This window comes from Aeromicrobium sp. 636 (assembly GCF_024433585.1).
In the GTDB taxonomy this organism is placed as follows: domain Bacteria; phylum Actinomycetota; class Actinomycetes; order Propionibacteriales; family Nocardioidaceae; genus Aeromicrobium; species Aeromicrobium senzhongii.
This window is the reverse complement of the sequence record NZ_WNJU01000001.1, coordinates 1,175,138-1,192,082: the sequence shown is the minus strand read 5'-3', so window position 1 is coordinate 1,192,082 and position 16,945 is coordinate 1,175,138. Positions and strand designations below refer to the sequence as shown.

Here is a 16,945-nt window from a genome sequence, read left to right as displayed (position 1 = left end):
ATACGGTCGCGGGTCGGGACAGTGAGGACCGACTCGCTCAGGGGCGGACGGCGCGCGCCTGGGCGGGGTGACCGGGCTCGAGACCGTCGGCGTCCGACACCCGCAGGGGCGTGAACGGCCCGGCGGAGTGGGCCGAGACGACCCGCGTGGTCATGCAGACGTGGTCGCCGCCGTCGTCGAGAGCCGCGATCCGCTCCAGCACGATCCGGTTCGGGGCCGAGCGCAGCAGCGGCACGCCGGTCTCGTCGGTGTCGACGGCCAGGTCGGCGAACTTGTCGGTCTCGGCGCTGCACTGCGTGCCGAAGACCTCGGCCAGCTCGAGGTCGCCGTCGGTCAGGAAGTGGACGGCGAAGTGCTTCGCGCGCAGCGCCATGCGATACGTGTGGTTCGCCTTCGACAGCCACACGCAGTAGTGCTCGGAGTCGATGCTGGACTGCGCGTGGAACCCGACGAGGCAGCCCGCGCGCTCGCCCTCGGCCGCCGTGGTCACGACCACCAGCGGTTGGTCGACCGAGGTCATGAGGGTGTCGAAGGCGCTGTCGTCCGGGGAGGTCACCCACCCAGATTAGGGGGCCGCGGACCGAGGCGCCTGGGCTAGCGTGGGCGCTCGTGAGCGAGAATCTCGTGGCTCGACTGGTGCTGTCCGTGGTGATGCTGGCCACGGCGGCGCTGCTGTGGTGGATGGCTCGTGCGGCGGCCGGCGGCCGGCTCAGGCGCAATGCGATCGCCGGGATCCGCACGGCGTCCACGATGGCCAGCGACGAGGCCTGGCTCGCGGCGCACCGCCGGGCCGAGCGACCGACGCTCGCAGCGGCCGGCGTCGCCTTCCTCGTCGGCCTGGCTCCCGCGCTGCCGGTGGGGGACGACGCCCTGTTCGCGGTCGTGATGGTCGGGTCCGGCGCGATCCTGGCCCTCGTCGTCCACGGCGCCGTCGTCGGCGGGCGGGCGGCCCGCGCGACGTCGACGGACTGACCTCACACGTCCGCGAGGTCGGTGCCCTCCGGAGCCCAGTTCCCGTGGAAGCCGGCCGGTACCCGCCCGGGGAGGTGCACGGTGGCGACGTCCTCGAGCGTGGCCGCGTCGAGCAGTCGCAGCTGGCTGCGCCCCTCGGCCCGGTCGTGGACGTACCCCATCAGCACGCCGTCGTCCTCGGTCGTTCCGTCGGGATGCGGCACGAAGCAGAACTCGCTGGCCTCAAGGCCCGGGCCGAGCCGCCGCGCATCCGTCGTCCCGGCCTCGAGATCGTGCCGCAGCACGGTGTCGCCGGGGACGCCGTCCTCGAAGCCGACCGCCCAGCCGTAGCGGTGCCGCCGACCGGTGAGTCGCTCGTCGTGCCGGGGGAACTCCTGCGAGCGCTGGTCGATCCCGCTCTCGTGGGCGCGGCCGGTCCGCAGGTCGAGGGTGAACCGGGTCAGGACCGCGGGTCCCTCGTTCGGGCCGTTCAGCACGGTCGCGAACATCTTCGGGTGGCGGATCACGTCGACCACCACCGTGTCCCCGTCGTCGTACGCGTTGAGGGTGTGGAACACGAAGCAGGGCGCGATCTCGAACCAGCGGACCGAGGCGCCGTCGCCGTCGCGGGGCATGATCCCGATGCGGGCCGGGTAGTCGGGGTTCCAGCGGTAGGGCAGGGAGGCGTCGTCGCTCCCGCCACGGGCGATGCGCGCGATCACGGGTTCTGGAAGCGGGTTCCGCCCGATGACGCGGTTGAGGATGCCGCGCACGACCGGTCGCACGAGGCGCGGCACGTCGGTGGTGGCCGCGGCGATGTCGAACGTGACGGGCAGGTCGAGGATCACGACGTGGTGCTCGGTCAGGGCGAAGTCGTGCATCATCGGGCTGCCGTGGACCTCGATGTCGACGCTCCGCCGGATGCGGCCGTCGTTCCCGAGCACCGAGTAGGCCACCCGGTTGCCGCGCATCCAGTTGTAGGAGAGGGCATGGAGCTCACCGGTGTCCGGGTCGCGGTGCGGGTGCGCGGCGTAGCCGGGACGGCCGGGCAGGCTCGGCAGCGTGCCGCCGAAGTCACACGGCCCGACCGTCTCCAGCTCGTGGGTCAGCTCGTAGGGCGGCGCGCCCGCCTCCACGAGGGCCAGGGTCCGGCCGTGGTGTTCCAGGACGTTGGTGTTGGCGGCGAAGTCGAGCTCGCCGGGGGTCCCGCGTTGCGGCTCGCCCAGGGCGTCGGCGACGGCGGCGGAGCGCACCCAGCGGTTGCGGTACCACTGGGCCTGCCCGTCTCGCAGCCGCACGCCGTGCACCATGCCCTCGCCGAGGAACCAATGGTGCTGGTCGCCCGGGTCGTCGAGCGGATTCGGGCCGATGCGCAGGTAGCGGCCGTCGAGGTGGTCGGGCAGACGGCCGGTGACGGTGAGGTCGGTGGCGGTGAGCTCCTCGCGCACCGGCGCGAAGTTGTCGCGCAGGTAGCGGTTGCTGGACTCGGTGGTGGGGTCGATGGTCTCGGTCATGACGTCTCTCCTGGTGACGCGCGCCCGAGTCGCATAACACTGTTATCCCGACGATAACGCTGTTATGCCATGCTGTCGAGCATGAGTTCCGTACCGTCCCCGGGGGCGTCCGAAGCGCGGGCGCGCCTGCTGGAGGGGGCCGCCCGAATCCTGGACGAGCAGGGCCCGGCCGCCCTCTCGGCGCGCCGCCTGGCGACCGAGGTCGGCGCGTCCACCATGGCCGTCTACACGCACTTCGGGAGCATGGGCGCCGTCGTGGACGCCGTGGCGACCGAGGGCTTCCGGCGCCTCATCGCTCGGGTGGATGCCGTCGAGCAGACGGACGATCCGGCCGCCGACCTGCTGGCGGCGGCCGCCGCCTACCGCGAGAACGCGCTCGAGAACCGCCACCTCTACGCGGTGATGTTCGGGGCGGTCAGCGTGCGAGGTCTCGGCGGCGCCGGCCCCGACGCCGACGTGGCGTACGCGGCGTTCCGGCAGCTGGTCGCCGTGGTGGAGCGGGCGATGGACGCCGGACCCCTGCGTCGCGGCGACCCGAAGGCGGTGGCGGCGCAGTGGTGGAGTGCGCTCCACGGCTACATGATGCTGGAGCTCGCGGGGATGGACCAGGTGGTGAGGGACCCCGAGCACCACGTGCTGTGGCAGCTCATGGGCAACCTGCTCCGGTCGCTCTCGGACTGAGGCGTCAGGCGCTGCGCGGGGCGTACATGATCACGGCCACGCCGGCGAGGCAGATCGCGGCACCGGCGAGGTCCCAGCGGTCGGGCCTGAAGCCGTCGAGCAGCATGCCCCAGGCCAGCGAGCCGGCGACGAAGACGCCACCGTACGCCGCCAGGATGCGCCCGAAGTTCGCGTCGGGCTGCAGGGTGGCCACGAACCCGTAGAGGCCCAGCGCGACGACGCCCAGACCCATCCACAGCACCCCACGGTGCTCGCGCACGCCCTGCCAGATCAGCCACGCGCCACCGATCTCGGCGACCGCGGCCAACGCGAACAGGGCGATCGAGCGCAGGACGTCCATGGCCCGATTGTGCCGTGCGAAGGTGGTGCCATGACGGACCAGCCCCGTACGGCCGAGGCGCTCATGCGATCGCGGTTCGAGGCGTTCAAGCGCGGTGACCGCGAGTGGTTGCTCCGCACCTGGCACGCCTCGACCCGCCCGGCCGATCTCGACCTGTCGGACAATCCACGCTGGCGTGGTCTGCAGATCCTCGACACCGAGGCGGGCGGCACCGACGACGCCACCGGGGTGGTCGAGTTCCGGGCCACCTACATCGCCGACGGCGAGCTGGGGATCTTGCAGGAGAGGTCGCGGTTCGTCCGTGAGGACGGCCTCTGGTTCTACGTGGACGGAGACGTGCGGTGACACCGCCGCAGGACCACGCGAGCCGGGACCTGCCCCGCGGGATCGGCCGGCCGGCGACACGAGCGCTGGCCGCAGCGGGGATCACGTCCCTGGCCCAGGTCGCCCAGTGCACCGCCGACGAGATCGGCGCGCTGCACGGGGTGGGGCCCCGGGCGGTCCGGGTCCTCGGCGAGGCGTTGGCCGAGCGTGGCCTGGGCTACCGGAGTGCCGATGACGAGTGACTAGGCTCGCGGCATGACTGAGAGCGTCAAGGGCCCGGCCTCCTACTTCCCGGCCATCGAGAAGAAGTACGGCGAGCCGATCGAGCACTGGATGCGCCAACTGGAGTCGGTCGTGACCGCGAAGCACATGGAGCAGGTCGCCGTGCTCAAGAAGCAGTTCGGCATCGGCCACGGTCACGCCAACGCGCTGGTGGCGGTGTTCCGTCAGGAACGGGGCCTCTGAATGGTCCAGCAGCGCATCGCGTTCGCGACCTGTGCCCGGCTCACGGACGGATTCGAGGACGACCACGGGACCGCGAGGCTGGTGGGCGCCGAGTTCGTCGTCTGGAACGACCCGGCCGTCGACTGGTCGGTGTACGACCTCGTCGTCATCCGCTCGGCCTGGGACTACACGATCCAGCGCGAGGCGTTCGTCGCCTGGGTGCGGTCCCTCGGCGACCGGGTGGCCAACTCGGCCGACCTGATCGCCTTCAACTCCGACAAGGCCTACCTCGGCGCGCTCGGCGTCCCCACGGTCCCCACGCGGTACGTCGTGCCGGGCGCGCAGGCTCCCGACCTGCGCGGCGAGGTCGTGGTCAAGCCCACCGTCTCGGCGGGCGGTCGTGACACCGGCCGGTTCGATCCTGAGCACCACGACGCGGCGCGCGAGCTGATCGCGCAGATCAACGCCTCGGGTCGCGTGGCCATGGTCCAGCCCTACGTCGCGGGGGTCGACGCCGCCGGCGAGACCGCCGTCGTGTTCCTCGGGGGCGAGTTGTCGCACACGCTTCACAAGAAGCCGGTGCTGCGTGAGCAGGGGACCGCCGAGCTGCTCGATCCCGACGACCCGGCCTCGGAGGCCGCGATCATGCACGACGACGACCTGGTCACCGCGCGCGAGGCGGCCCCGGAGTTCGTCGATCTCGCCCTCGCCGCACACGGTGAGCTCGCGGCCCGCTTCGGCGAGCCGCTCTACGTGCGGGTCGACCTGGTGCCCGGGCCGTCCGGCCCCGTGGTCATGGAGATCGAGGCGGTCGAGCCGTGCCTCTACCTCGACCTGGTCCCGGGCGCGGCCGAGCGCTTCGCCGCAGCGATCAGGTCACGCCTCGACCGCTGAGGCACGCGTCCCCGTGCGGGCCGGCGCCAGCCACACCGCGATCGCGGTGGTGATGGGCACGGCGAGCACGAGACCGATCGCACCCACGAGGGTGCGGATCACCTCCTGGGCGATCCCCTCGGTGACGGCGACCTCCAGCAGCGGACGCTGGTAGGCCGAGATCAGCAGCAGGGTCGTCATCGCGGTGCCGGCGTAGGCGAAGACCAACGTGTAGACGCTCGAGGCGATGTGGTCCCGGCCGATGCGCATGGCCGAGACGAACAGCTCCGGCCGGGCGGCAGTGGGCTTGAGGGCGCGCATCTCCCACACGGCGCTGGCCTGCGTGACGGTGACGTCGTTGAGCACGCCCAGGCCGGCGATCACCATGGACGCCGCGACGACGCCCGACAGGCTCATCTGCGGCGCGGTCGCCAGCAGCAGGTGGTCGTCCTCGGACCCGACCCCGGTCAGGTGCGCCCAGTCGGTCGAGGCGGCACCGACGATGGCGGTGAACGCGATGCCGAAGAGCGTGCCGAACAGGGCCGCCGTCGTACGGATCGAGACCCCGTGCGCGAGGTAGAGGACGGCGAGCATGATCACCGTGGACCCCGCCACCGCGACGGCGATGGGCGGCTGGTCCGCCAGTAGGGCGGGCAGCACGAATCGCAACAGCACGAGCAGGGTGATGCCGATGCCGATCAGGGCGAAGAGGCCGCGCCAGCGGCCGACCACGGTGACCAGCACCGCGAACACCAGAGCGATGATCGCCAGCTGCGGGCCGCGTTGGTAGTCGTAGAACTCGTACGTGGTCTCCTGGCCGTCGGCCGTGAAGGCGCTGACCCGGATCTCGTCGCCCTCGGACATGCCGCCGCCGACGTACCGGGTCGGGTCGAGCGTGAAGGAGGCCGATCTGCCGTCGTCGGTCTCGGCGGTGACCTGGGCGCACATGCCCTCGACCATCGGGACGTTGTCGGGGCCGGTCCCGGTGCTGCCGCAGTCGAACGGCGTCACCTTCGTGACCGTGGCGTCCACGAGGTCGACCTGGCCGTACGGGTCGGCACCCTTCGGGACCTCGCTCTGGTTCGGCCACAGCAGCGCGACGGCGGCCAGTGCGGCCAGCGTGACGGCCAGGACGGCCGCGGTCAGCGACCAGGCCAAGCGGGGGCGGGGCGGTCCCTCGGGAGGCTCGATGCCGTGGTGGTGTGTCACGATGCCAGCGTGTCACGTGGCGAAGAGATCCCTGAACACCTCCCCGGCGGGTCCGGCGGCGTGTGGCGCGTCGGCCGCACCGTCCGGCGCCCCACCGGCCCCTGGACGCCGGCGGTCCACGAGCTGCTCGACTGGCTCGCCGACGAGGGCCTCGGCGGCATCCCGCACGTCTCGGGAGTGGACGAGGACGGCCGCGAGATCGTCTCGTACATCGAGGGGCGCGGGGTGCCCGTCGACGACGAGGTCGTGCTCGACCAGGTGCTGGTCGAGGCGGTCGCGTGGCTGCGGGACTTCCACGACATCGTCGACGGCTACGCGCCCGACGGCCCGCGCGTCTGGCGCCAGACCGGCGACGACCCGGTCGACCTGGCGCCCGGCCAGATCATCTGCCACAACGACCCGGGCGCCTACAACTGGATCATCCAGAGCGGTCACTTCGTCGCGATGATCGACTGGGACCTGGCCGGCCCCGGCCGACCGATCGACGACCTGGCGTTCCTGTGCTGGACGGCCATCCCGCTCTACCGCGAGATCCCGCTCGAGGACGTCGTCCGGCGCCTCGAGCTGGTCGTCGACACCTACGCCGAGTGGGGACCGCTGACGCTGTTGGACGCGGTCGTCGCCCGGATGACGACCGCCAGCGAGCGGATCGCCACGGGCATCGAGCGTGGCGACCCGGGAATGATCAACCTGCAGAAGAACGGTGAGCCGCAGCGCACCCGCGACCGGGTCGCGGCGTTCGAGGCTCGCCTGCCCGCGATACGCGAGGCCCTCGAAAAGTAACTCAGAGTGACATTCGTCACGTAGGGTGTCGGCCATGGACTCGAGCCTCTCGACCGTCGGGCTGCCCGTCGCGCTCGGCATCATCATGTTCGGCCTCGGTCTGTCGCTGACCGTCGGCGACTTCGCTCGGGTCCGCCAGTCGCCGCGCGCGGTCGTGATCGCCCTGCTGTGCCAGCTGGTCCTGTTGCCGATCGTCTGCTTCGGGCTGGTCCTGGCGCTCGACCTGCCACCGCTGCTCGCGGTGGGCATGCTGCTGCTGGCGGCGTCGCCCGGCGGCAGCACGGCGAACCTCTTCAGCCACCTGTTCCGCGGCGATGTCGCGCTGAACATCACCCTGACGGCGATCAACTCGATCGTGGCGATCGTGTCCCTGCCGGTCGTGACGAACCTCGCGATGGCCTACTTCGACCTCGGCGACGAGGTCTCCCTGCAGTACCGCAAGGTGGTCGAGGTGTTCGCCGTCGTCCTGGTGCCCGTCGCCCTGGGGATGCTCGTGCGGGCCAAGGGTCCCGACTTCGCGCACCGCATGGACACGCCCGTCCGCATCGGGTCGGCGGTGCTGCTGCTGATCATCATCGTGGGCATCGTGGTCGACCAGCGCTCGAACGTCGGCGACTACGCGGCCTCGGTGGGCCTGGCGGTCACGATCTTCTGCGCGGCCAGCCTGGTCATCGGCTACCTGGTCCCGTGGTGGGCCGGGGTGAAGGAGAGCCAGGCCGTGGCGTGCTCGTTCGAGATCGGCGTCCACAACGCCACGCTGGCGATCTACGTGGCCGTCGAGGTCCTCGACAACGTCGAGCTCTCGGTGCCGGCCGCGGTCTACGGTCTCGTCATGTTCCTGCTGGCGACGCTGTGGGGCCTGACCCTCACGCGCTGGATCCTGCCGCGGCGGACGGAGTCGGGCGCGTTACCGTCGCAGCATGCCTGAGGTTCATTTCGACGAGCGTGAGGACGCGGAGGCCTTCGTCGCGGAGCTGGAGTCCCAGGGCCTCGCTCACCGGCTGCACCGCGACGAGTTCGCGGGTGAGGACGACTTCGAGGACGCGGCCTGGCTCGTCGAGGTCGAGGCGACCGTCCCGGACCTGCACGCCCGCGTCGAGCGCGCCGGCGGCTGGCTCGTGGAGGCTCCGGATCCGAGCCGATCCGTACCGCCCCCGCTGCCGGAGGCACCACGTCGGATCAAGCGCTCCCCGGGGCATTGACGGGTCACGTGTTCTTGCACGTGTGATCGGTGACCCGGCACAGACCTGCCTGCTGTCGACCTCCTTCAGCCGCACGTCCCGCGGGTCACCGCCGCGGATCCGCTGCTGGGGGAGTGGTTCGACTCCTGCTTCGACCTCAGACGGAGACGGGCTGCTCGTCCTCGGGAAGTCGGATGACTCCGCCGTAGATCGTCAGCAGCACCTGGTCGAGCACGGCCTCGCGGTCGAAGGGCCGGCCGGTCCACCGAGCCATCTCGGCGGCGAACCACAGCGAGCCGAAGATCTGCTCGTGGGCGAGCCGGACGTCGACCTCGTCCTTCATGAGGTCGGGGATGCCGTTGACGGTGATCGTCGTGGCGACGTCGAACAGGGCGTCGAGGCGCTCGACGAGCTTGCTGCGAACCGGTGAGTCCGGCCCGAACGCGGTGGCACCGATGAGAGGGCCAAGCTCGACGGCGAGGTCGGCCAGATCGGTGAAGAAGCGACGGATGCCGTCCTGGATCTCGGTGGACGAGCCGGCGAGGTCCCGGCTGATGCTGCGGGCGTTCGCGTTGGCCCCGATCATGGCGGCGTCGATCGACTCCAGGACCGAGGCCTCGAAGAGCTCCTCCTTGGAGGGGAAGTGTCGGTAGAGCATCGCCTCGTTGACACCGGCCTCCGCCGCGATCTCGCGGGTCCGGGTCGCGGCGTAGCCCTTCTCGGAGAACACGCGCCGCGCGGAATCGGTGATCTGAGCACGGCGAAGCGCGGCGGACATCCGCCGTTTGGGGCCTCGTTCAACACTCACGCGAGAAACGGTAGGTCACATCCCTGGAATGTGGGTGAAAAGAGATGAAACTCGTGTGACCCGTGTGACTGGTGTGACGGAATGTGTGTCAAATGGTAACGGGAATCACAATTTTTTCGAATTCGTTTGCACGCCGCGTCAGAACCCACCTAATCTGGCGTCACTTCATAGAAGTCAATACCTACTTACTTAGGTCGGGATGCTGCCCCGGTCTTTGCGCAAGGAGAGAACATGAGCGTTCCGAAGCCGCTCGTAAGGACCCGCCTACGGATGGCGCGACCGGTGATGCACTCCACCCGCGTCAGCCTGGGCGCGAAGCGCACCATGGCCGACTCGATGGCCGGGTCCGCCCGGGCCCCCGAGGGCGCCATCTACGACTTCGACGTGATCGCCGGACTGCCGGTGCAGTTCGTCACCGTCGAGGGGACCGGCCCGGCCACCGGCCGCGCCACCATGATCTACCTGCACGGCGGCGGTCACGTCGTCGGCAGTTCGCGCGCCTACCGTGCCTTCGCTGCGCACCTGGCGATGCACTCGGGCATGGACGTGCTGCTGCCCGAGTACCCGCTGGCCCCCGAGAGCCCTTACCCGGCGGCGCTCGACTCGCTCCTCGCGCTCTACCGCGCGTTGCCCGCCTACGGTGTCGACCCGACCACCGTGGTGCTCGCCGGCGACGATGCCGGTGCCGGTCTGGCCCTGGCGATGGCGCTGGAGATCCGTGACCGCGGTCTGCCGATGCCCGCCGCGATCGGCATGATCAGCCCTTGGCTGGACATGAGCGCCGACGTCGAGCGCGCCCGTCCCTCGGCGTCGGACCCCTGGTTCACCCCGGCCCTGGCCACGCGATGGGCTCGCACCTACCTCGGTGGCGCCGACCCGCGCGAGATCGGCGCCTCGCCGTTGCACGGCGACTTCGACTCGCTGCCGCCGATCGTCGTGCACTACAGCGGCCTGGACCCGCTGCACACCGACGCCGAGGCGTTCCTGGAGAAGGTCACCCTGAACGCCGAGGGCCCGCGGGTCATCGCCCGGGAGTACCCCGAGATGTGGCACTCCTTCCACCTCCAGGCCGGTCGTCTCGCCGCCGCCGACGAGGCGGTCGAGGAGTTCGGCAAGGCGATGGCGTCCCTCGTGCAGGTCCCGCGTCGCCACGGCGACGTCGTGCCGATCAACCGGCCCGTCGCGGGTCAGGGTGGTCGCCGGCTGCGACTGGTCAAGCCAGTTGCTGCCGCAGGAACTCCATCTGTATGAGCTTGAGGTTCTCGGCGACCTCTTCCTGAGGCGTCATGTGGGTGACTCCGGACAACGGCAGCACCGTGTGCGCTCGTCCTGCCGCCAACAGTGCGGAGGACAGCCGCAGGGTGTGCGCTGCGACGACGTTGTCGTCGGCGAGCCCATGGATCAGCATCAGCGGACGCTCGAGCCGCGGCGCCAGCGGCAGCAGTGAGTTCTCGTCGTAGACCTGCGGGTCCGTGGCGGGATGTCCCAGGTAACGCTCGGTGTAACAGGTGTCGTAGAGCCGCCACTCGGTGACGGGCGCCCCGGCGACCGCCGCGTGGAAGACGTCCGGACGTGCCAGCACGGCCAGTGCCGCGAGGTACCCGCCGTAGGACCAGCCGGTGATGCCGACCCGCCCGGCGTCGACGTCGTCCGGGTGGCGCTCGGCGATCGCCGCCACGGCGTCGACCTGGTCCTGCAGGGTCACCTCGGCGAAGCGGTGGTGGATCTCGCGCTCCCAGGCCGAGCCGCGCCCCGGCGTGCCGCGGCCGTCGGCGACCACGACGCAGAAGCCCTGGTCGGCCATCCACTGGGCCTCGAGGAACATCCGTCCCGAGGCCAGCACGCGCTGGGCGTGGGGACCGCCGTACGGGTCCATCAGCAGCGGCAGCCGCCGCGAGCCGGGCACGTGGTCGCGGGGGAACAGCACCGCGGCTCGCAGTTCGCGGTCACCGAGCCGGACCAGCTCGACCTCGGGTGTGAGGGGAGCGGGCTCGGACAGGACCCGGATCGGCGCCGGCTCGCGGCCGGGCGCGTGCACGGTGACCGTGGTGGTCGTCGACTCGAGCTCACTGCGGACGATGACGGTCGTGCCCCCGCCGGAGACCGCGCCGTGGACGGCGCGCCCCTGGGTGAGCACGTCGGTCGAGCCGTCGAACCCGATGCGGACGACGTGCACCTCGGTGGGCTCGTCGGACGCGGTGACGAGGACGCCGGAGTCGGAGACGTCGATGATCGAGCGGACCTGCCACGCGTCGCCGCTGATGGCGGTGCCGTCGACGCACACGCGGCGGCGGCCTTCGAAATCCTCCACGGTGACGAGACGCCCGCCCGGACCGCGCCGGGGAGCCGAGGACAGCTCGACCCAGGCGTCGTCGGCGAGCTCGCGCAGGGTGCGGGTGGCACCCGTGGCCGGATCGACCTCGAGCACGAGACTGCGCCGCTGGTCGCGGCTGAGCACCTGCAGCACCGGGTCGGAGCCCTCGGACCAGTCGATCCGGGCGAGGTACTCGAAGGCCGCGTGGTCCCACGTCACCTCGGTCGGCGCGGAGCCGTCGAGGGTGACGTGCCACAGGGTGACGATGCTGTTCGGCGTGCCCGCGGCGGGATAGCGCTGCTCGACGGCCGGGCGATCGGGGTTGGCCGGGTCGGCGATGTGCCAGACGGGCACCTCGGCGTCGTCGTACCGCTCGACCAGCAGCGATCGACCGTCCGGCGCCCACCAGAACCCGCGCATGCGGTCCATCTCCTCGGCGGCGATGAACTCCGCACGGCCCCAGGCCTGGGTCGGCCTCTCGGGTGACACGAGAGCACGGTCCTGCGTGCCCGCCACGTCGACGACGCGCAGCTCTCCGGCGGAGTTGGCGTACGCGACGTGGCGACCCGTCGGGTCCAGACGAGGATCGATGACAGCGCCCGTCGCGGGCAGCTCGCGCACGGCGTTCGCTCCCAGGTGGACCGCGAACAGTCGCCCCGACAGCGTGAAGCACGCCCACCGCCCGGTGCCGTCGACGTCGTAGGAGACCAGCCCGCCGGCCGACTCGCGCGTACGCTCGCGCCGCGATCGCTCCTCGGGGGACAGGTCCTCGTCGGCCCCGGCGAGCACGTCCTGGGGGTCCACCAGCAGTGACTCGGCACCGGAGGCGACGTCGAGCTCCCACAGCTGGCCCGAGCGCGTGACGCCGTCGGGCGTGCGGATGAAGCGGACGGTCGCGCCGTCAGGCGAGACGGTCACGTTCCGCGGGATGCCGAGGGTGAAGCGCAGGGTGCGCGCCGCGAGCCGGGGGTAGGAGTCGGTCATGGGCCCATCTTGGCAGGGGCGCTCTAGATTGGAGCCATGCCCGATCGCCGCCTGCTGCTGGTCCATGCCCATCCTGACGACGAGTCCATCGGATCGGGGCTCGCGATGGCGAAGTACGCCGCCGAGGGAGCCCAGGTGACGCTCGTGACCTGCACGCTGGGCGAGCACGGTGAGGTGCTCGTGCCCGAGCTGGAGCACCTGGCCGCCGAGCGCGAGGACGACCTCGGCCCCCATCGCCTCGGCGAGCTGAGCGACGCGATGGCGCACCTGGGTGTCAAGGACTTCCGCCGGCTCGGCGGGGACGGGACCTATCGCGACTCCGGCATGGTCTGGGACGAGAACGGCAACGCCGCGGCGATGGACGACATCGACCCCCGGGCCTTCTGGCGTGCCGACCTGCTGGAGGCGGCCACTCACCTGGTGGCCGTGATCCGCGAGGTGCGGCCGCAGGTCCTGGTGACCTACGACGAGTTCGGCGCCTACGGCCATCCCGACCACATCCAGGCGCACCGCGTCGCGCATTACGCGGCCGCCCTGGCCGCGGTGCCCTCCTACCGGCGCGACCTCGGTGAGGCGTGGGACATCCCCAAGATCTACTGGACCGCCGAGTCGGCGTCCCGGCTGCGCGAGGCCTCCGAGCAGCTGGCGCAGGCCGGTCAGGAGATGCCGTTCCAGTTCGACCTGGACCACCTGCCCCCGATGTTCGCCGAGGACGAGGACCTGAGCGCCGCGATCTCGTCGACGCCCGAGCACGTGCAGGCCAAGCTCGACGCGATGCGCGCGCACGCCACGCAGATCACCCCCGACGGCCAGTTCTTCGCCATGGGGATGGACCTCGCGGCGATCACCTGGGGCACCGAGTACTACCGGCTGGCCAAGGGAGTCGCGGGTCCGGTGGGCGAGTCCGGGTTCGAGGAGGATCTGTTCGCCGGCTTGGGCTGAACCCGGCACTGGGCGATGACCCGTACGCTTGACGGGTGGAGAAGTCCGTCGATCAAGCCGCGTTCCGGGGCGCGCTGTCGCGATTCGCCAGCGGCGTGACCGTGGTGTCGACCGCCCATGACGGTGTCGACCACGCCATGACCGCGAGCGCATTCACGTCCGTGTCCCTCATTCCGCCACTCGTCCTGGTGTGCACCAACCGGGGCAGCCGGTTCCACGACGCCGTGCGCCAGTCCCAGCGCTGGGGCGTCTCGATGCTCTCCGAGCACGGCCGTGAGGCGTCGGCGTGGTTCGCCCATCGCGGACGACCGCTGGCCACCCAGTTCGACCAGATTCCGCACCACCGCAGTCCCGGCGGCCTGGCGCTGCTGGACGACGCCCTGGCGTGGCTCGAGTGCGAGACCGAGGCCGAGCACGACGGTGGCGACCACCTGATCCTGGTGGGCCGCGTGCTGTGGGCCGACTACCACGACGAGGCCGACAACCCCCTGCTGTACTACCGCTCGCACTACGGTTCGATCGTGCGCCAGCCCGAGTCCGAGAAGACCGTGTATCGGAGCGGCCGGTGAGCCGGCGTCGTCTGCTGGCCGTGACCGGGGGAGTCGTGGCCGTCCTGGCTGCCGCGTACGTCGGCGGGTACGTCCTCACCGGCCAGCGCCTGCCGGCCGACACGACCATCGCCGGTGTCGACGTCGGTGGCAAGAGTCCCGACGAGGCCGAGGCGGCTCTGACCCGCTGGCTGGCCGAGCGGGTCGAGGAGCCGATCGTCGCGACGTTCGAGGAGCAGAAGTTCGAGCTCGACCCCGAGCAGGCGGGACTGGCGGTCGATGTGCCCGCCAGCGTCCGGGCGGCTGGCGGGCGCTCGTGGGACCCGCGCGACATGATCGCCCTGTTCGCCGGCGGCTCCGACCACGACCCGCAGTTGCGCGTCGACGACACGAAGCTCGCTGCCGCCGTCGCATCGGTCGCCGAGACCGTGGACCAGCCCGTCGTGCAGGCGCAGATCACGTTCCCCGACGCGAAGCCGAAGGCGCGTCAGCCCAAGCCCGGCAACCAGGTTCCCCAGGACGAGTTCGCCCAGACGATCCGCGAGTCGTGGCTGACGAGCGAGGACCCGATCCGGGTGCCGGTCGCGGCCGTGGCTCCCGCCGTCGACCGAGCCGGACTCGAGCGCGCCATGCGCGAGATCGCGCAGCCTGCCGTCTCCGCACCCGTCACGCTGAAGGTCGGCTCGAGCCGGGCCGATCTGCCGGTCACCGCCTACGCGCCGGCCCTGTCGGTCGTCGTCCGTGACGGCGCGATGGTGCCGACGATCGACGCGAAGGACCTGGCCGGCCCACTGACCAGCTCCGTGACCGGTATCGGCCGTCGGGCCGTCGACGCGTCGTTCCGCTTCGAGGGCGGCCGTCCCGTCGTCGTGCCCAGCAAGGCCGGCATCGGTCTCGACCCCAAGACGATGGCCGAGCAGCTCGTGCCGGTGCTGACCAAGACCGGCGACCAGCGCGTGATCACGGTCGAGGCCACCAGCGTCCAGCCGGACTTCACCACCCAGGACGCCGAGGCGCTCGGCATCAAGGAGCGGATCGGCAGCTTCACCACCGAGTACCCGCACGCCGACTACCGCAACACCAACCAGGCCGAGGCGGCCCGCCGGATCGACGGCACGATCCTGAAGCCCGGCGAGACGTTCAGCTTCAACGAGACCGTCGGCGAGCGCACTGCCGCGAACGGCTTCGTCTCGGGCTTCGTCATCAACGGGGGAGTGTTCCGCGAGGAGCTCGGTGGTGGCGTCTCGCAGGTCGCCACGACCGCCTACAACGCGGCGTTCTTCGCCGGTCTCGACGACGTCGAGCACCACCCCCACGCGTTCTACATCGACCGCTATCCGGTGGGCCGCGAGGCGACGATCTACTACGGCAGCCTCGACCTGCGCTTCCGCAACCCCTACAAGACCGGCGTCGTGATCCGGGCCTGGGTCGACAAGAGCAGCCCGGGCTCGTCGGGACGGATGAACGTCGAGATCTACGGCACCAAGGTGTACGAGGTGAAGTCGCGCCAGAGCGAGCGGTACAACTTCCGCGAGCCGGGCACGCAGTACGACGACACCCCGGCCTGCGTCTCGCAGTCGCCGGTGACGGGCTTCGACATCGACATCCACCGCGACTTCTACCAGGGCGGCAAGCGGGTCAAGACCGAGAAGGACACGGCGTACTACCAGGCCGCCGACCGCGTCATCTGCGGCAAGAAGCCGAAGAGCGACTGACCGCCCGCTGCCTCACGGTGCCGTGAGGTAGCGGTACGCGTGGTGGGTCGTGAAGCCGTAGGCGCCGTAGAGCCCGAGGGCCGGCGCGTTGTCGCGCATGGTCTGCAGGTAGGCCTTGTCGGCGCCGCGCGCCGCCGCCCACGCCAGGGCGGTGTCGACGATCCGTCGCGCCAGGCCGCGGCGCCGGTGCGCCGGGTCGACCTCGACGGCGGCCAGTCCCGCCCACTCGCCGGTGACGACGACCCGGCCGATCGCGACGTCGTCGAGTGACAGGAAGCCCACCGTGGCGGGGCCCTCCAGCACCGCACGTGCCGTGGCCGGTTCGCTGACGCGACCGTAGTGCCGCAGCCAGGCGTCGGAGGCGTGCGTCTCGACCACGACCTCGGGGTCGGGCGCGGGAACGGCGGCGAGGTTGGCCACCTGCACGATCGCGCCGGGCGGCTGGTCGGTGACGGGCACCCAGGCGGCGGCCTCGAACCGGCGGTCCCAGACCGACCCCTCGACCAGCTGGGCCAAGGGCCGGAGACGGCGGGCGGTGTAGAAGTCGACGACGGCGGCGAACGGCTCGTCGGTGTGCGGATCGCCGTGGACGGCGACGGAGTTCGCGCGGCCGGTGAACCCGCCCGACGCCCGCAGCTCCCAGTCGCCGAGCGGGACCGATTCGACGGCGGGCCAGCCCCGCGACGTGATGCGGGTCAGCTCCTCGGCCGAGAACGAGGCCGCGCGGCGGGTGCGCCGGGGTCGGTCGGGCACGACGCGCATGGCCAGGACCGTGCCCGCCGGCACGAAGGCGAGCTCGCCGTCGCGGCGCTCGATCCGCAGCCCGTCGGGCCCTGCGGCGAGCACGCGTCCCACGACGTCGCGTACGCCCTCGCCGTCGCGATGGCGCACCGAGACGCGTCGTCCGAGCAGATCCACGACGACACGATCTCATGAGGCGAACCCGGCCAGCGGAGGTTGGGTCGCACCCGTGATACTGGGGACCGAACCGAAGGAGCAAGCCCGTGACGTATGTGATCGCCCAGCCGTGTGTCGACATCAAGGACCGTGCCTGTGTGGACGAGTGCCCGGTCGACTGCATCTACGAGGGCAACCGCATGCTCTACATCCACCCCGACGAGTGCGTGGACTGCGGCGCCTGCGAGCCGGTGTGCCCGGTCGAGGCCATCTTCTACGAGGACGACACCCCGGACGAGTGGAAGGACTACTACGACGCGAACGTGCACTTCTTCGACGACCTGGGCTCGCCCGGCGGCGCGGCGAAGATGGGCGTGATCGACGCCGACCACCCGTACGTCAAGGCCCTGCCCCCGCAGAACCAGGAGTGACCCGCC

The 16,945-nt window shown here is 71.1% G+C and carries 21 protein-coding genes; 14 read left to right on the top strand and 7 right to left on the bottom strand.

Going from position 1 to position 16,945, the window contains the following annotated elements:
- Positions 1-37: 37 nt before the first annotated feature.
- Entirely contained in the window at positions 38-556 is a 519-nt protein-coding gene (locus tag GL325_RS05930) for a flavin reductase family protein (protein WP_223110969.1), read from the bottom strand.
- Between the two features lie 53 nt (positions 557-609).
- Here GL325_RS05930 and GL325_RS05925 point away from each other — a divergent pair, with 53 nt between their 5' ends.
- Positions 610-972 (top strand): SdpI family protein, encoded by a 363-nt coding sequence (locus tag GL325_RS05925; RefSeq protein WP_187768881.1) that lies wholly within the window; start codon positions 610-612, stop codon positions 970-972.
- A 2-nt stretch (positions 973-974) separates the two neighbouring features.
- Here the strand turns inward: GL325_RS05925 and GL325_RS05920 are convergent, their stop codons facing one another.
- Positions 975-2,465, bottom strand: a complete 1,491-nt coding sequence (locus tag GL325_RS05920; protein WP_187768880.1) for a carotenoid oxygenase family protein — start codon at positions 2,463-2,465, stop codon at positions 975-977.
- Between the two features lie 81 nt (positions 2,466-2,546).
- On the opposite strand from GL325_RS05920, the gene GL325_RS05915 reads away from it, so the two are divergent.
- Positions 2,547-3,146, top strand: coding sequence for a TetR/AcrR family transcriptional regulator (locus GL325_RS05915; RefSeq protein ID WP_187411777.1), 600 nt, complete (start codon positions 2,547-2,549; stop codon positions 3,144-3,146).
- 4 nt (positions 3,147-3,150) lie between these two features.
- On the opposite strand, the gene GL325_RS05910 is transcribed toward GL325_RS05915, so the two are convergent.
- Positions 3,151-3,486: a YnfA family protein gene (locus GL325_RS05910; RefSeq protein ID WP_187768879.1), complete on the bottom strand. Its 336-nt coding sequence runs from the start codon at positions 3,484-3,486 to the stop codon at positions 3,151-3,153.
- Positions 3,487-3,516: 30 nt separating this feature from the next.
- Here GL325_RS05910 and GL325_RS05905 point away from each other — a divergent pair, with 30 nt between their 5' ends.
- Genes GL325_RS05905 through GL325_RS05890 form a run of 4 tightly spaced genes read left to right on the top strand, consistent with a single transcriptional unit; the run spans position 3,517 to position 5,148 of the window.
- A complete protein-coding gene (locus GL325_RS05905) occupies positions 3,517-3,831 on the top strand; it encodes a YchJ family protein (RefSeq protein WP_154595597.1) in 315 nt (104 codons plus the stop codon).
- The gene (locus GL325_RS05900; RefSeq protein WP_187768878.1) at positions 3,828-4,052 is read left to right on the top strand and encodes a hypothetical protein; all 225 of its coding nucleotides are present in this window, start codon (positions 3,828-3,830) and stop codon (positions 4,050-4,052) included. Before GL325_RS05905 ends, GL325_RS05900 begins: the two co-directional genes overlap by 4 nt.
- Positions 4,053-4,065: 13 nt before the next feature.
- A complete protein-coding gene (locus tag GL325_RS05895) occupies positions 4,066-4,275 on the top strand; it encodes a DUF4287 domain-containing protein (RefSeq protein ID WP_187768877.1) in 210 nt (69 codons plus the stop codon).
- Positions 4,276-5,148 (top strand): RimK family alpha-L-glutamate ligase, encoded by an 873-nt coding sequence (locus tag GL325_RS05890; RefSeq protein WP_187768876.1) that lies wholly within the window; start codon positions 4,276-4,278, stop codon positions 5,146-5,148.
- Here GL325_RS05890 and GL325_RS05885 read toward each other — a convergent pair.
- Positions 5,131-6,336 (bottom strand): YibE/F family protein, encoded by a 1,206-nt coding sequence (locus GL325_RS05885; protein WP_187768875.1) that lies wholly within the window; start codon positions 6,334-6,336, stop codon positions 5,131-5,133. The two genes, GL325_RS05890 and GL325_RS05885, sit on opposite strands and share 18 nt — an antisense overlap.
- A 9-nt stretch (positions 6,337-6,345) precedes the next feature.
- On the opposite strand from GL325_RS05885, the gene GL325_RS15925 reads away from it, so the two are divergent.
- The 3 genes from GL325_RS15925 to GL325_RS05870 are packed head-to-tail and all read left to right on the top strand — an operon-like array spanning position 6,346 to position 8,321.
- Positions 6,346-7,119, top strand: a complete 774-nt coding sequence (locus GL325_RS15925) for a phosphotransferase (RefSeq protein WP_255955646.1) — start codon at positions 6,346-6,348, stop codon at positions 7,117-7,119.
- A 34-nt stretch (positions 7,120-7,153) separates the two neighbouring features.
- Positions 7,154-8,047 (top strand): bile acid:sodium symporter family protein, encoded by an 894-nt coding sequence (locus tag GL325_RS05875; RefSeq protein ID WP_187768874.1) that lies wholly within the window; start codon positions 7,154-7,156, stop codon positions 8,045-8,047.
- Positions 8,040-8,321, top strand: a complete 282-nt coding sequence (locus GL325_RS05870) for a hypothetical protein (RefSeq protein ID WP_154595591.1) — start codon at positions 8,040-8,042, stop codon at positions 8,319-8,321. The genes GL325_RS05875 and GL325_RS05870 overlap by 8 nt, the downstream gene beginning before the upstream one ends.
- A 136-nt stretch (positions 8,322-8,457) precedes the next feature.
- On the opposite strand, the gene GL325_RS05865 is transcribed toward GL325_RS05870, so the two are convergent.
- Positions 8,458-9,108, bottom strand: a complete 651-nt coding sequence (locus GL325_RS05865; protein WP_154595590.1) for a TetR/AcrR family transcriptional regulator — start codon at positions 9,106-9,108, stop codon at positions 8,458-8,460.
- 231 nt (positions 9,109-9,339) lie between these two features.
- Between GL325_RS05865 and GL325_RS05860 the strand changes: the two genes are divergently transcribed.
- Positions 9,340-10,359 (top strand): alpha/beta hydrolase fold domain-containing protein, encoded by a 1,020-nt coding sequence (locus tag GL325_RS05860; protein ID WP_187768873.1) that lies wholly within the window; start codon positions 9,340-9,342, stop codon positions 10,357-10,359.
- On the opposite strand, the gene GL325_RS05855 is transcribed toward GL325_RS05860, so the two are convergent.
- On the bottom strand, positions 10,322-12,406 hold the full coding sequence (locus GL325_RS05855; RefSeq protein WP_187768872.1) for a S9 family peptidase: 2,085 nt from the start codon (positions 12,404-12,406) through the stop codon (positions 10,322-10,324). The genes GL325_RS05860 and GL325_RS05855 overlap by 38 nt on opposite strands.
- Before the next feature lie 36 nt (positions 12,407-12,442).
- Between GL325_RS05855 and mshB the strand changes: the two genes are divergently transcribed.
- Genes mshB through GL325_RS05840 form a run of 3 tightly spaced genes read left to right on the top strand, consistent with a single transcriptional unit; the run spans position 12,443 to position 15,611 of the window.
- Positions 12,443-13,348: an N-acetyl-1-D-myo-inositol-2-amino-2-deoxy-alpha-D-glucopyranoside deacetylase gene (gene mshB, locus GL325_RS05850; protein ID WP_187768871.1), complete on the top strand. Its 906-nt coding sequence runs from the start codon at positions 12,443-12,445 to the stop codon at positions 13,346-13,348.
- A gap of 35 nt (positions 13,349-13,383) precedes the next feature.
- Positions 13,384-13,917 (top strand): flavin reductase family protein, encoded by a 534-nt coding sequence (locus tag GL325_RS05845; protein ID WP_187411780.1) that lies wholly within the window; start codon positions 13,384-13,386, stop codon positions 13,915-13,917.
- A complete protein-coding gene (locus GL325_RS05840) occupies positions 13,914-15,611 on the top strand; it encodes a VanW family protein (protein WP_187768870.1) in 1,698 nt (565 codons plus the stop codon). The genes GL325_RS05845 and GL325_RS05840 overlap by 4 nt, the downstream gene beginning before the upstream one ends.
- Before the next feature lie 12 nt (positions 15,612-15,623).
- On the opposite strand, the gene GL325_RS05835 is transcribed toward GL325_RS05840, so the two are convergent.
- On the bottom strand, positions 15,624-16,529 hold the full coding sequence (locus GL325_RS05835) for a GNAT family N-acetyltransferase (protein WP_187768869.1): 906 nt from the start codon (positions 16,527-16,529) through the stop codon (positions 15,624-15,626).
- 86 nt (positions 16,530-16,615) lie between these two features.
- On the opposite strand from GL325_RS05835, the gene fdxA reads away from it, so the two are divergent.
- On the top strand, positions 16,616-16,939 hold the full coding sequence (gene fdxA, locus GL325_RS05830; protein WP_187411781.1) for a ferredoxin: 324 nt from the start codon (positions 16,616-16,618) through the stop codon (positions 16,937-16,939).
- Positions 16,940-16,945: the final 6 nt, after the last annotated feature.

Excerpts from the sequence above, each read along its gene's own strand:
- GL325_RS05920 (WP_187768880.1), bottom strand. The coding sequence starts at position 2,465 with ATGACCGAGACCATCGACCCCACCACCGAGTCCAGCAACCGCTACCTG.
- GL325_RS05855 (WP_187768872.1), bottom strand. The coding sequence starts at position 12,406 with ATGACCGACTCCTACCCCCGGCTCGCGGCGCGCACCCTGCGCTTCACC.
- GL325_RS05860 (WP_187768873.1), top strand. The coding sequence starts at position 9,340 with ATGAGCGTTCCGAAGCCGCTCGTAAGGACCCGCCTACGGATGGCGCGA.
- mshB (WP_187768871.1), top strand. The coding sequence starts at position 12,443 with ATGCCCGATCGCCGCCTGCTGCTGGTCCATGCCCATCCTGACGACGAG.
- GL325_RS05870 (WP_154595591.1), top strand. The coding sequence starts at position 8,040 with ATGCCTGAGGTTCATTTCGACGAGCGTGAGGACGCGGAGGCCTTCGTC.
- GL325_RS05905 (WP_154595597.1), top strand. The coding sequence starts at position 3,517 with ATGACGGACCAGCCCCGTACGGCCGAGGCGCTCATGCGATCGCGGTTC.
- GL325_RS05910 (WP_187768879.1), bottom strand. The coding sequence starts at position 3,486 with ATGGACGTCCTGCGCTCGATCGCCCTGTTCGCGTTGGCCGCGGTCGCC.
- GL325_RS05875 (WP_187768874.1), top strand. The coding sequence starts at position 7,154 with ATGGACTCGAGCCTCTCGACCGTCGGGCTGCCCGTCGCGCTCGGCATC.
- GL325_RS05915 (WP_187411777.1), top strand. The coding sequence starts at position 2,547 with ATGAGTTCCGTACCGTCCCCGGGGGCGTCCGAAGCGCGGGCGCGCCTG.
- GL325_RS05890 (WP_187768876.1), top strand. The coding sequence starts at position 4,276 with ATGGTCCAGCAGCGCATCGCGTTCGCGACCTGTGCCCGGCTCACGGAC.
- GL325_RS05895 (WP_187768877.1), top strand. The coding sequence starts at position 4,066 with ATGACTGAGAGCGTCAAGGGCCCGGCCTCCTACTTCCCGGCCATCGAG.